Origin of the sequence: Actinoplanes sp. NPDC023801 (genome assembly GCF_040639655.1) — a bacterium.
Taxonomy (GTDB): domain Bacteria; phylum Actinomycetota; class Actinomycetes; order Mycobacteriales; family Micromonosporaceae; genus Actinoplanes.
This window is the reverse complement of record NZ_JBFAAI010000001.1, coordinates 878,279-889,908: the sequence shown is the minus strand read 5'-3', so window position 1 is coordinate 889,908 and position 11,630 is coordinate 878,279. Positions and strand designations below refer to the sequence as shown.

At 68.7% G+C, this 11,630-nt stretch carries 12 protein-coding genes and 3 tRNA genes; 3 read left to right on the top strand and 12 right to left on the bottom strand.

Features of this window, described 5'->3' with window-relative positions:
* Window positions 1-33 precede the first annotated feature (33 nt).
* From AB0G04_RS04250 to leuC, 3 genes are all read right to left on the bottom strand, one after another.
* Entirely contained in the window at window positions 34-768 is a 735-nt protein-coding gene (locus tag AB0G04_RS04250; RefSeq protein ID WP_360976006.1) for an HU family DNA-binding protein, read from the bottom strand.
* Window positions 769-928: 160 nt separating this feature from the next.
* On the bottom strand, window positions 929-1,519 hold the full coding sequence (gene leuD / locus AB0G04_RS04245) for a 3-isopropylmalate dehydratase small subunit (protein WP_360976003.1): 591 nt from the start codon (window positions 1,517-1,519) through the stop codon (window positions 929-931).
* A 17-nt stretch (window positions 1,520-1,536) separates the two neighbouring features.
* Window positions 1,537-2,991: a 3-isopropylmalate dehydratase large subunit gene (leuC, locus tag AB0G04_RS04240; RefSeq protein ID WP_360976000.1), complete on the bottom strand. Its 1,455-nt coding sequence runs from the start codon at window positions 2,989-2,991 to the stop codon at window positions 1,537-1,539.
* 49 nt (window positions 2,992-3,040) lie between these two features.
* Between leuC and AB0G04_RS04235 the strand changes: the two genes are divergently transcribed.
* A complete protein-coding gene (locus AB0G04_RS04235) occupies window positions 3,041-3,727 on the top strand; it encodes an IclR family transcriptional regulator (protein ID WP_014447202.1) in 687 nt (228 codons plus the stop codon).
* A gap of 181 nt (window positions 3,728-3,908) precedes the next feature.
* Here the strand turns inward: AB0G04_RS04235 and AB0G04_RS04230 are convergent, their stop codons facing one another.
* From AB0G04_RS04230 to AB0G04_RS04210, 5 genes are all read right to left on the bottom strand, one after another.
* On the bottom strand, window positions 3,909-4,580 hold the full coding sequence (locus tag AB0G04_RS04230) for an N-acyl homoserine lactonase family protein (RefSeq protein WP_360975997.1): 672 nt from the start codon (window positions 4,578-4,580) through the stop codon (window positions 3,909-3,911).
* Window positions 4,581-5,185: 605 nt separating this feature from the next.
* Window positions 5,186-5,261 (bottom strand) — tRNA-Glu (locus tag AB0G04_RS04225).
* Window positions 5,262-5,846: 585 nt separating this feature from the next.
* A tRNA-Glu gene (locus tag AB0G04_RS04220) sits at window positions 5,847-5,919 on the bottom strand.
* Window positions 5,920-5,969: 50 nt separating this feature from the next.
* A tRNA-Gln gene (locus tag AB0G04_RS04215) sits at window positions 5,970-6,041 on the bottom strand.
* A 63-nt stretch (window positions 6,042-6,104) separates the two neighbouring features.
* Window positions 6,105-6,908 carry an NAD(P)H-binding protein gene (locus tag AB0G04_RS04210; RefSeq protein ID WP_360975994.1) on the bottom strand — a complete coding sequence of 268 codons (804 nt, stop codon included), beginning with the start codon at window positions 6,906-6,908 and terminating at the stop codon, window positions 6,105-6,107.
* Window positions 6,909-6,954: 46 nt separating this feature from the next.
* Here AB0G04_RS04210 and AB0G04_RS04205 point away from each other — a divergent pair, with 46 nt between their 5' ends.
* Window positions 6,955-7,698 (top strand): TetR/AcrR family transcriptional regulator C-terminal domain-containing protein, encoded by a 744-nt coding sequence (locus AB0G04_RS04205; protein WP_360975991.1) that lies wholly within the window; start codon window positions 6,955-6,957, stop codon window positions 7,696-7,698.
* On the opposite strand, the gene AB0G04_RS04200 is transcribed toward AB0G04_RS04205, so the two are convergent.
* From AB0G04_RS04200 to AB0G04_RS04185, 4 genes are read right to left on the bottom strand one after another with little or no spacing between them, the layout of a single operon-like run.
* Window positions 7,687-8,481 carry a fumarylacetoacetate hydrolase family protein gene (locus tag AB0G04_RS04200; protein WP_360975988.1) on the bottom strand — a complete coding sequence of 265 codons (795 nt, stop codon included), beginning with the start codon at window positions 8,479-8,481 and terminating at the stop codon, window positions 7,687-7,689. The two genes, AB0G04_RS04205 and AB0G04_RS04200, sit on opposite strands and share 12 nt — an antisense overlap.
* 41 nt (window positions 8,482-8,522) lie before the next feature.
* The gene (locus AB0G04_RS04195; RefSeq protein WP_360976284.1) at window positions 8,523-8,732 is read right to left on the bottom strand and encodes a helix-turn-helix transcriptional regulator; all 210 of its coding nucleotides are present in this window, start codon (window positions 8,730-8,732) and stop codon (window positions 8,523-8,525) included.
* Between the two features lie 41 nt (window positions 8,733-8,773).
* On the bottom strand, window positions 8,774-9,616 hold the full coding sequence (locus AB0G04_RS04190) for an ABC transporter permease (protein ID WP_360975985.1): 843 nt from the start codon (window positions 9,614-9,616) through the stop codon (window positions 8,774-8,776).
* Entirely contained in the window at window positions 9,616-10,542 is a 927-nt protein-coding gene (locus tag AB0G04_RS04185) for an ABC transporter ATP-binding protein (protein ID WP_360975982.1), read from the bottom strand. The genes AB0G04_RS04190 and AB0G04_RS04185 overlap by 1 nt, the downstream gene beginning before the upstream one ends.
* 133 nt (window positions 10,543-10,675) lie before the next feature.
* Here AB0G04_RS04185 and AB0G04_RS04180 point away from each other — a divergent pair, with 133 nt between their 5' ends.
* On the top strand, window positions 10,676-11,617 hold the full coding sequence (locus tag AB0G04_RS04180; RefSeq protein ID WP_360975979.1) for a 3-methyladenine DNA glycosylase: 942 nt from the start codon (window positions 10,676-10,678) through the stop codon (window positions 11,615-11,617).
* Window positions 11,618-11,630 lie beyond the last annotated feature (13 nt).

The following is an 11,630-nucleotide window of genomic DNA, read 5'->3' as shown; positions in this document are numbered from 1 at the left end:
CCACCGTACGGGTGGACGCCTTCGGTGGTTCGGTCAGCGGCTGCGGCGGGGTGACGCCGCACGGGCCGGAGCCGGAGCGGGAGCTGCCGTTTTGCGGCCGGTCCGCTTGGCCGGTGCCGCCTTCGTCACCGGGGTGGCCTTGGCCGCCGTGGTGGTCTTCTTCGCCACGGTCTTCTTGGCCGCCGAAGCGGTGGTCGCGGTCTTCGCCGGCGTGGCCTTGACCGTCGTCTTCTTGGCGGCCGTCGCCGTGTTCTTCGCCGGTGCCGCCTTGGTCGTCGTCTTCTTCGCGGCGGCCTTTGTCGCCGTCGCCTTTGTTGCCGTCGCTTTGGTGGTGGTCGCCTTGGTGGCCGCGGCCTTGGTGGCGGTCGCCTTCGTCGCGGCGGCCTTTGTCGCCGTCGCCTTTGTCGCCGTCGCCTTGGTGGCGGTCGCCTTCGTCGCCGTCGCGGTCGCCTTCGTCGCGGCCTTCTTCGCCGCGCCGGCCGCCTTGGCCGGTTTTCCGCTGGCAACCAGTTCCCGGAATGTGTTGCCGACCTTGAACACCGGGACCGACGTCTTCTTCACCTTCACCGGCTCGCCGGTTCGCGGATTCCTTGCCACACGCGGATTACGGACCCGCTTCTCCCAGGAGCCGAATCCGGTGAGCGCCACCTTGTCGCCCTTCGCAACGGCGTTCTGCACCTCACTGATGAACGCGTCGAGCGCCGCGGTCGCGGTCTTCTTGTCCCCCAGTTTGACTGCGAGCGCCTCGATGAGCTCGGCCTTGTTCACGGTTTCCTCCCGGACGTGAGAACTGGCCCGTCACGGGCCATTCTGCGCGCACGGTATGCCCTGTGACCTGGTTACAGAAACATTCGGGCGAAAAAACCGTTGTGTCCTAACGAATTCGCCCCTGCCGGGTGACCCGGCAGGGGCGAATTCAACGCGGCGGCTAAAGGACTACGACCGGCTTGAAAGCGGGGCGGCCCTTCTCGTACGCGGTAATGGCCTCTTCGTGGCGCAGCGTCAGTCCGATGTCGTCGAGGCCCTCCATGAGGCGCCAGCGACTGAAGTCGTCGATCGGGAAACCGTAGGCGGCGTCGTCGACCCGGACCACGCGGCCCTCCAGGTCCACCGTGATCTCCTTCTCCGGCTCGCTGTCGGCCAGGTCCCAGAGGCTCTCCACGATCTTCTGGTCCAGCTGGATCGGGAGCAGGCCCTCCTTGAGGGAGTTGCCGCGGAAGATGTCGCCGAAGCGGGAGGCGATGACCGCCTTGAAGCCCCAGTCACGCAGCGCCCAGACGGCGTGCTGCCGGGACGATCCGGTGCCGAAGTTCGGCCCGGCGACCAGGATGGTGGCGCCCGCGTGCTGCGGACGGTTCAGCACGAAGCCGGGGTCCTCACGCCAGGCGTTGAAGAGGCCGTCCTCGAATCCGGTGCGGGTGACCCGCTTCAGATAGACCGCCGGGATGATCTGGTCCGTGTCCACGTCGGAACGGCGCAGCGGCATGACCTTGCCGCTGTGGGTGACGAACTTGTCCATTGGTAGGTCTCCCCTACTCAGAGGTCGGCGGGGGCGGCCAGCTTGCCGACCACGGCGGTGGCGGCGGCGACCTGCGGCGAGACCAGGTGGGTACGGCCACCCTTGCCCTGCCGGCCCTCGAAGTTGCGGTTGGAGGTGGACGCGGCACGCTGGCCGGGGCTGAGCGTGTCCGGGTTCATGCCGAGGCACATCGAGCAGCCGGCGAACCGCCACTCGGCGCCGGCGTCGGTGAAGACCTTGTCCAGGCCCTCGGCCTCGGCCTGCTCGCGCACCAGGTAGGAGCCGGGCACGATCATCATGCGTACGCCGTCGGCGACCTTGCGGCCCCGGATCACGTCCGCGGCGGCCCGCAGGTCCTCGAGGCGGCCGTTGGTGCACGAGCCGACGAAGACCACGTCCACCGGGACCTCGCGGAACGGGGTACCGGGAGTGAGGTCCATGTAGTCGAGGGCGCGCTGGGCGGCGCTGCGCTCGACCTCGTCGAGGAAGTCCTCGGGGCTGGGGACGACGCTGTTCAGTGCGGCGCCCTGACCCGGGTTGGTGCCCCAGGTGATGAACGGGCTGATTGCCGAGGCGTCCAGGATGATCTCGGTGTCGTACTCGGCGTCCGCGTCGGTGGCGAGAGTCTTCCAGTACTCGACCGCGGCGTCCCACTGCTCGCCCTGCGGGGCGTGCTTACGGTCCTTGAGGTACGCGAACGTGGTCTCGTCCGGCGCGATCATGCCGGCCTTGGCGCCCCACTCGATCGACATGTTGCAGATGGTCATCCGGCCCTCCATGGAGAGCTTCCGGATGGCCTCGCCGCGGTACTCCACGATGTGGCCGTTGCCGCCGCCCGTGCCGGTCTGCGTGATCAGCGCGAGAATCAGGTCCTTCGCGGTGACACCCTCGCCCAGCTCGCCGACGACCGTGACGGCCATCGTCTTCGGCTTGGACTGCGGCAGCGTCTGGGTGGCGAGCACGTGCTCGACCTCACTGGTGCCGATGCCGAAGGCCAGCGCCCCGAAGGCGCCGTGGGTCGCGGTGTGCGAGTCGCCGCAGACGATCGTCATGCCGGGCTGGGTGAGCCCCAGCTGCGGGCCGATCACGTGCACGATGCCCTGGTTGACGTCGCCCAGCGGCCGGATCTCCACACCGAACTCGGCGCAGTTCTTGCGCAGGGTCTCGATCTGCGTCCGCGAGACCGTGTCGGTGATCGTGAGAAGGTCACCACGGCGGGTGTTGAACGCGGGATCCGCATATCCGGTCGGGGTGTTGTGGTCCTCCGTCGCGAGCGTGAGGTCGGTACGGCGGACCGGGCGACCGGCCATCCGCAGACCGTCGAACGCCTGCGGGCTGGTGACCTCGTGCAGCAGGTGCAGGTCGATGAAGAGCAGGTCGGGCTCACCCTCGGCCGTGCGCACCACGTGGTCATCCCAGACCTTCTCGGCCAGGGTCCTGGGTTTCCCGCTCTGGGGAGTGACTCCCACCATCTGGACATCCTAAATTCTGGAATGTATGTTTCGGCTTGTGGGACACAGTATGAGCGGTGTAGGCGTTCTCGACAAGGCGGTTGTCATCCTCGCCGCATGTGTCGACGGCGCCAGCCTTGCCGAGTTGGTCGAACGCACCAAGCTGCCGCGGGCGACCGCACATCGCCTGGCCCAGGCCCTGGAGATCCATCGGATGCTGGTGCGCGACACTCAAGGAAGATGGCGCCCGGGACCCAGATTGGGCGAGTTGGCCAACGCCGCACCGGACGTTCTGCTGACCGCCGCCGAACCCCTCCTGTCCGCACTTCGGGACGCCACCGGGGAAAGCGCTCAGCTCTACCTCCGCCGTGCCGATGAGCGAATCTGCGTCGCCGCCGCCGAACGCGCCAGTGGTCTGCGCGACACCGTTCCGGTCGGCTCGGTGCTGCCGATGGTCGCCGGATCAGCCGCACAGATCCTGCTCGCATGGGAGCCCCCCGAGGCCGTGATGCCGCTCCTGCCGCGCTGCAAGTTCACCGGCCGCACCCTCGCCGAGGTCCGCCGCCGCGGCTGGGCACAGAGCGTCGCCGAACGCGAGCCCGGTGTGGCAAGCGTCTCCGCGCCGATCCGCGACCGCACCGGACGGGTCATCGCATCCATTTCGATAAGCGGTCCGATCGAACGCCTCGGCCGCCGCCCCGGCGAGCGGCACGCCATGGCCGTCGTACGGGCCGGCCAGCGACTCTCCGGCCTCTGACGGTCCGCCGTCCCGCGCGGTCACTTCCTCGTGCGGTTCACGGACTCGGCGGGCCCACGCCAGGGCCCGCCGGCTCACCCTCAACCGCGTGGTGACCTACGGCGCTGAACCGCCCGCACCTCACCGCGTCCCGGCGATCGCCTGACCGCGTGGTGACCTACGACGCTGAACCGCCCGCAACTCACGGCGTCCAGACGGCGTTGTCGTGGGCGAATACCACCTGGCGAGGGTCGAAGGCCAGGAGCGTCTCGATCCAGGCCGGCGGTACGCCCACGCCGGCCCGGTGCCCGAGAACGTCACCCGTGAACCCGGACGCATGGTCGTGACTCTGCCCCGCCACGACAACCGTGCCGTCCGCAGTGGTCACCACCACCGACTGGTGCCCCGCAGTATGGCCCGGAGTAGGCACGATCCGGACACCCGGCAGGATCTCCGCCGCGCCGTCCAGCTCCTCGTAACGCGCTCCGGGATGATCGATCAACTCCGGCAGCGTGTGATGGGCCGAATGCCGGGCGATCTCCAACTCGGAACGTTGCGTGAAGACCGGGTTGCCGGGGAACCGCGGGTTCCCGCCACAGTGGTCGAAATGCAGATGACAGTTCACCACGTACCGGATGTCCCCGATCACCACACCGGCACCGGCGAGCGCCACCTCGAGCGGAATGCGGCGCGGCTGGTAGTGCCGGTCGACGTCGGGATGACTGCCCATCCCGGTATCCACGAGAAGCAGTCCCCGCGGATGATCGATCAGGTATCCAAGGGCCGGCTCCACCCGGGCGGCCCCGGTGCCGGTCTCCTCAGGCGGCCGGATGAGCAAACCGAAGTCGACACGACGCACTGTGAGGTCAGTCATCGCCGAAGTATTGCCGTGAACGTGCTCCGACAGCGACCGGATCTCCGCAGGGCAGAACGCAACCCGTCGCTGACCGAATCCGAGCTGCCGCCCAGGCCGGCCAGACCGCTCGGTCCGCACAGACCGCCCAGTCCACCGAGTCGCTCAATCCACCCAGACCGCTCGGTCCGCCCGGTCGCTCGGTCCGCACAGTCGCTCGGTCCGCACAGTCGCTCGGTCCGTACAGACCGCTTCACTCGGGCGCTCGGGATCGCGAGCAATACCTCGAAGCCAGCGCGGGCCACTACACCGGAAGCTAGCGGGAGCAGAGCGCCGGAAGCGAAACCCGAGTCACTACATCAGTCAGTACGAGCAGCACACCGAAAGCCAACGCGAGTCAGCACACCGGCGGCCAGCGCACGAGGGCGTCCCTAGATCCCCGGTAAGCATTGCTGACGTCGAGGCCGGTGACGATCCCGGGGCCGATCTGGAGGGCCGGCCGGCTCGGGCAGCACACCGCGGCGAGCGAACAGCCACCGGCACCGGGCGTGGGCGGCACCCCGAGGCAGCTCGGGCAGTGCATCAAAAGCAATCGGCTCGCACCATTACGATGCGAGCCGATTTTTTGGTAGTCCCGAAGGGATTCGAACCCTCGCTACCGCCTTGAGAGGGCGGCGTCCTAGGCCGCTAGACGACGGGACCAGAACTTGCCTTCCACCGCCCGGTTGCGGCGGCGGACTGAACTGTATCAGCCCCTCAGCCGCAGCCGAAATTGGATATCCACCCACCTCAACCAGGGTGACCCGCACCACTGATCGTCTTGCGGACCGCCGGTACGAGCCCGCCGCCTGCCTCACTCGTCCCGCCTTACCGGCCATGGCTTCCCGACTCAGCCGTCCGGATCATCCGCGATCAACCACATCGGCACCGCCCAGCCGGAAGGCACATCGCACCTCACAGCCTGCTGCGCCTCCTCGCATCGCATCGTCTTCGCCGATCTCGTGAGTTTGCGGTGCGATGCCTCACCACAAAGCCACAAGATCCGCCCGTGGGCTACGCCGAGGCAGGCGGCGGCGCGCGAGCCGATGAGCCGCGCGAACCGATGAGCTACACGAGCCGATGAGCTACACGAGCCGATCAGGCGCACGAGCCGATGAGCTACGCCGAACTCCGGAGCTACACATCGAGCCGCTGAGCAGCAAGGCCCGCGGAGACAGGTGACGGAAAAGGCCGGACGTACCGAAAACAAAACTGCCCGCATCCGAAGACGCGGGCAGTTTCTCGATGTAGTCCCGAAGGGATTCGAACCCTCGCTACCGCCTTGAGAGGGCGGCGTCCTAGGCCGCTAGACGACGGGACCAGAACGTGCTGTCTTGCTCCAGCACTGCCCTCCCCGGAGGGAGGACTGCGCTGGGGTACCAGGACTCGAACCTAGACTAGCTGAACCAGAATCAGCCGGGCTGCCAATTACCCCATACCCCATTTGGCCCGGCTTGCCGTGCCGCAGAGAACTTTACCTGAGCCCTACCTGCCCGCCAAATCGGGTTACCTAAATAGATCAGCGTGACGGCGTGCCCACTCGCTGTAGGTCATCGCGGGGCGGTTGAGCAGGGTCGCGACGGTCTGCTGCGCGGGCTGCGGGTGGGCGGCCTGTTGCGCGAGGCCGTCGAGGTACCAGTCGCCGAACTCCCCCATCAGTTCGCGGTAGTGGGCGCGGGCGGCCTCGCCGGTGAGTTCGACGTAGACGAGATCGCGGCCGAGGGCGTCACCGATGGCGGCCAGCTGTTGCCGTCGGCTGATGGTTTCGGGGCCGGTCAGTTCGTACGACTGCCCCTCGTGTTCGCCGGACAGCAGCACGCGGGCGGCGACGGCGGCGATGTCCTCCTGGGCGATGGGTGCGCCGGCGGCGTCGCCCCAAGCGTCGCGGATCTCGTCGCCGGCCCGGATCTGCGGCGCCCAGTTGGTGGTGTTGGACATGAACTCGCCCGGTTCGAGGTGGGTGTACGGGATGCCGGTGGCTTCGACGGCGTCCTCGATGACCTGCCAGTGCAGGCCTTTGAAGCCGGCCAGGTCGACGATGTGGCGCACCCCGGCCTTGGCGGCCGCCCGGCAGGTGTCGGCGACGGTGGAGCGGTGCGGTGCCAGGTAGAGCTTGTCGACGCCGTCGAGTGCGGCCGCGACCGCGTCGGGCTGGTCGAAGAATCCGGTGACCACTTCGACTTGGGGCGGGAGCGCGGCGCGGGCCGGGTCGACGGTCAGGGCGCGCACGTCGGTGGCGCCGAGTGCGAGCAGTTCGTCGACGACCATGCGGCCGATGTTCGCGGTGGCTCCGGTTACCAGGATCGTCATTCTCGTACTCCCTACGGGAACTGTTTCCCGTAGGGTATACGGAATCATGGACAACTTCCCACTCCTCTGGCGGCGGACCCGGCCCGCGAGGAAGGCCGCCGGACGCCCGCCCCGGCTCAGCGTCGACGTCGTGGTGGCCGCGGCGATCCGGATCGCCGACGCGGACGGGCTGGAGGCGGCCTCGATGGCACGGGTCGCGGCAGATCTCGGGGTGGCGACGATGACGCTCTACACCTACGTGCCGTCGCGAGGGGATCTGGTCGCGCTGATGGTGGACGACGTGCTGCTGGCGCGCGACCTGACCGCCGGCGAGGAGTCCTGGCGCGAACGGGTGGCGCTGTTCGCGGCGCGTACCCGGGAGATGTTCGTGGCCCATCCCTGGCTGACCGAGGTCTCCCTGGTCCGGCCGCCGCTCGGGCCCGGCACCATGGCGGAGCGGGAGTTCCTGATCGCCACGATGTCCGCGGCCGGGCTGCCGGCCGGGAAGATCAACCGGGCGGCACTCGCGATCACCGCGTACGTCTACGCCTTCGCCCGTCAGGCCGGCGAGGACACCCGGCTGAGCCGGGCCAGCGGCCAGTCCACCGAGGCGTGGTGGCAGGATCGCGGCGAGTTCTGGGAGAAGTGGTTCGACGTCGAGAGCCACCCGGCGATGACGGCGCTGTGGAACGCGGGCGGGTTCGACGACGAGGGCCAGACCGCTTTTGATTACGGCCTGGCCCTGCTCTTGGACGGCATGGAAACTGACGGGGCAGAACGAGCCGGCGGAGCGGAACGGTCAGTCGAGTGAGACGACCGGGTTACGCAGCTCCCCGATGCCCTGGATGCTGACCGACACGGTGTCACCGGGCACGATCCGGCTGACCCCGGCCGGCGTGCCGGTCAGAATGATGTCGCCGGGCAGCAGCGTCATGACGTGCGACACGTACGAGATCAGGCTCGGGATGTCGAAGACCATGTCCTTGGTCCGCCCGATCTGGCGCACCTCCATGTTCTCCGGGTCCCGGCCGACCTCGCAGCGCACCTCGATGTCGCTGACGTCGAGGCCAGTGACGATCCAGGGGCCGATCGGGCAGAACGAGTCGAAGCCCTTGGCCCGCGTCCACTGCGGGTCCTTGCGCTGCAGGTCACGGGCGGTGACATCGTTGCCGCAGGTGTATCCGAAGATCGCCTTCTCGGCGCCGGCCCGGTCGACGCGGCGGGCGCCGGACGCACCGATCACGACGGCGAGCTCGGCCTCCTCCTCGACCTGATCGGTGACGCCCGGGATGCGGATGGCGTCGTTGGGACCGATCACCGAGGTGGAGGGCTTGATGAAGATCAGCGGCTCCTTGGGGACCTCGTTGCCCATCTCAGCAGCGTGGTCGGCATAGTTGCGGCCGATTCCGATCACCTTGCTGGAGAAGATCGGAGCGAGCAGCCGGATGTCCGCCAGGGCCCATCGCTGACCGGTGAAGCGCACCTCGTTGAACGGGATGCTGTCGATCTCGGCCACCGTCAGTCCCGAGGAGCTGTCGCCCTCGACGACGCCGAACGAGACTCCACCAGGGTGAACAAAACGGGCGAAGCGCACGGGTATTCCCATCTCTAGCGGTGCGAGCGTTCCCCTACAACCTATGCCGGTCGTGCCTCCGCGCCGAGCCGCGGGAACGGCTCCAGCGAGAAGATCACCTCGACCGGCACCTCGAAGTAGGCGCAGATCCGCAGCGCGAGATGGAGGCTCGGGCTGAACTCGCCGCGCTCCAGGTAGCCGACCGTCTGGTAGTGCACCCCGAGAGCGTCGGCGAGCTGCCGGCGGGTGATGCCGCGCTCGGCGCGCAGCATCGCGATCCGGTTGTACGTGGTCTCGCTACCCACCGGCGCCCTCAGACCGTCACACGGGACAGCGCCCGCTGGCGACGTGCGGCCACCGCGGAGCCCGACTCCCGGCGAGCCATCCGCCGCAGGATCCCCGGCGCGACCGCCAGCCCGATCACCGACCACACCCCCAGCACCACGAACGTCTCCAGATGCCGCCACGAGTCGCCGAGCTCGGCGACCACCAGCGAACCGGGCAGCAGCGCCGACCGGAGACCCAACCCTAGCCAGTACATCGGGAACACCTGCGCGACGCCCTGCAACCACCCGGGCATCGCCGTGATCGGGTAGAAGATGCCGGAGACCGCGGTCACCCCGATGATCGGCAGCAGGATGACCGACACGCTGCGGGCGTTGTCGAAGAGCGCGCCGAGCATCGCACCGAGCGGCATGGTGGCGAGGAAGGCGAGCGGCAGCAGCCAGACCAGGGTGAGCAGACCGGTGGCGTCCAGCCGCAGCCCGTCCACCAGGAACACCCCCGGCACCAGTACGAACAGGCAGCCGACCACGGTCGCGCCGGCGACCAGGACGATCTTGCCGATCAGGTAGGCGCTCATCCCGTCGGGCGTGGCCTTGGCCCGCAGCAGGGTGCCGTCCTCCCGGTCCATCGCGAGGTACTGCGCGGTGGTCATCACGCCACCGATGGCGGTGAGCATGCCGAGCGATCCGACCAGGCTGTGCGCGCCGAGGCTGAAATCGGTGCCCGGGATGGTGTCGTCCCGCATCAGCAGCAGGGTGCCGACCAGCAACAGGGCCGGCAGGGCGTACCCGAAGACGTCGAAGCCGTTGGTGAGCGTCTGGCGCAACTCGACCAGACCACGGGACAGGCCGAGCCGGACGATCCTCGTCATCACACGTCCTCCTCGGCGGCACGGACCAGCTTCATATACGTCTCCTCCAGGCTGGACCGGCGTACCTCCAGGTCACCGATCGCGTCACCGTGCTGGCGGAACAGCTCGCGGACGAACCCGGTGGCGTCGTCGGCCGAGTGCACGAACCGCTGCCCGTCGCGGGTCCAGCGGATCTCCGACTCCCCGGCCACCTGCCGGGTCAACTCGTCGGCCGAACCGCTCGCGACGATCTCACCCCGCGCCAGGATGAGGATGCGGTCCGCCAGCTTCTCCGCCTCGTCGAGGTCGTGCGTGGTGAGCAGGATCGTCGTGGAGTCCACATCGGTCAGCCGGTGCACCAGGTCATGGAACTCACGCCGGGCCTCCGGGTCGAAGCCGACCGTCGGCTCATCGAGGAAGAGCAACTCGGGCCGCCCCACGATGCCGATCGCCACGTCGAGCCGGCGCCGCTGACCCCCGGAGAGCCGGGCGATGCGGGTGTCCGCTGCGGCGGTCAGGCCGACCACGTCGAGCAGATCGTCCACCGGCCACGGACGCACCCGGTCGGCGGTGGAATACAGCCGGTAGTAGGCGCCGAGGTGCGCGAGCAGCTCGCGGACGCGCCACTTGCTGTGGTCGCGCCAGGACTGGAGCACCACACCGAGCCGGGAGCGCCAGTGCTCGTCGCCGTCGGCCGGATCGGTGCCCAGCACCAGGACGTGCCCACCGGAGCGAACCCGGAAGCCCTCCAGGATCTCGATCGTGGTCGTCTTGCCGGCGCCGTTGGGCCCGAGCAGCACGACCACCTCGCCGGCCGCCGCCGTGAAGTCGACGCCGGCCAGCACTTCCTTTGCCCCGTAACGCATGCGGAGGTCGCGGACCTCGATGACGTGTCCCGCCCCCGGCGTGTCGACCGCGGCACCCGCGGCCAATACCGATCCAGTCATGTCCAGCAGATTATCAAAGATGTAGTAGACCTACTACACATCGGCGTACGTCTCTCATGCCAGATTCCGTGGCGGAACTCATTCGCGCCAAACGGTGATCGTGTTGATCGCCTCGGCTGGATACATTGGTGCGATGGGGATCAAGCAGGTGAGGGCACTCACCACCACGCTGCCCTCGGTTACCTGGATTCCCCTCGCCCGGGCGCACTCGGAGCGCGCCGACCAGATGACCGCGGGCCACCGTGCTCGCCGTGCGGCGGGCGAGAAGCATGCCATCGAGGATTTCCTCTACGACTACTACGGCACCCGCCCGTCACTGCTGCGCCGCTGGCATCCGGGCGTGGGCACCGGCCTGGCCGCGGCCCCCGGCGGCCTGGCCGAGCACGCCGGGTGGAAGTTCTACATGTCCTATCCCGACGGTGTCGTCACCCTCGATCAGGACGCGTTCATGCACGCCCGCGCCGAGAGCGTCCGCTACATCCACGGCCTGCTCACCGCGACCGCGTCCCGGCCGGTCTTCTCCGGCTGCTTCGGCCTGCACGAGTGGGCCATGGTCTACCGCGACGCCGAGCACCGCCACGAGCTGCCGCTGCGCCTCGGCCAGGCGGGCACCGACGAGGTGGTCGAGCAGCACAGCATCCGCTGCACCCACTTCGACGCGTTCCGCTTCTTCACGCCCGAGGCGGTCGGCCTCAACCGGCTGCAGCCGACCCGCGCCACCCAGGTCGACCTGGACCAGCCCGGCTGCCTGCACGCCGCGATGGACGTGCACAAGTGGGCGCAGAAACTGGGCCCGGCGGTCCCCGGCGCTCTGGCGCTCGACTGCTTCGCCCTGGCCGGCGAGATCCGTCTGCTCGACATGCAGGCCAGCCCGTACGACCTGAGTTCCTACGGCCACCCACCGGTCAAGATCGAGACCCCGGAGGGCAAGGCGGAGTACGTCGCACGCCAGCGCGAACTCGCCCGCCGCGCGGCCGCCCTGCGCAGCCGCCTCATCCGTGTCTGCGAGGCACTGCTCGGCCCGGACGCCGCCGCTCGTAACCGTGAGGCTGTCGCCCCCTTCAACCAGCGCTGACGCGCCTTTCGGA

Bases quoted from the DNA above. Each gene is read 5' to 3' on its own strand.
- leuD (WP_360976003.1), bottom strand. From the start codon at position 1,519: ATGGACAAGTTCGTCACCCACAGCGGCAAGGTCATGCCGCTGCGCCGT.
- leuC (WP_360976000.1), bottom strand. From the start codon at position 2,991: ATGGTGGGAGTCACTCCCCAGAGCGGGAAACCCAGGACCCTGGCCGAG.
- AB0G04_RS04235 (WP_014447202.1), top strand. From the start codon at position 3,041: ATGAGCGGTGTAGGCGTTCTCGACAAGGCGGTTGTCATCCTCGCCGCA.
- AB0G04_RS04230 (WP_360975997.1), bottom strand. From the start codon at position 4,580: ATGACTGACCTCACAGTGCGTCGTGTCGACTTCGGTTTGCTCATCCGG.
- AB0G04_RS04210 (WP_360975994.1), bottom strand. From the start codon at position 6,908: ATGACGATCCTGGTAACCGGAGCCACCGCGAACATCGGCCGCATGGTC.
- AB0G04_RS04205 (WP_360975991.1), top strand. From the start codon at position 6,955: ATGGACAACTTCCCACTCCTCTGGCGGCGGACCCGGCCCGCGAGGAAG.
- AB0G04_RS04195 (WP_360976284.1), bottom strand. From the start codon at position 8,732: ATGCTGCGCGCCGAGCGCGGCATCACCCGCCGGCAGCTCGCCGACGCT.
- AB0G04_RS04190 (WP_360975985.1), bottom strand. From the start codon at position 9,616: ATGACGAGGATCGTCCGGCTCGGCCTGTCCCGTGGTCTGGTCGAGTTG.
- AB0G04_RS04185 (WP_360975982.1), bottom strand. From the start codon at position 10,542: ATGACTGGATCGGTATTGGCCGCGGGTGCCGCGGTCGACACGCCGGGG.
- AB0G04_RS04180 (WP_360975979.1), top strand. From the start codon at position 10,676: ATGGGGATCAAGCAGGTGAGGGCACTCACCACCACGCTGCCCTCGGTT.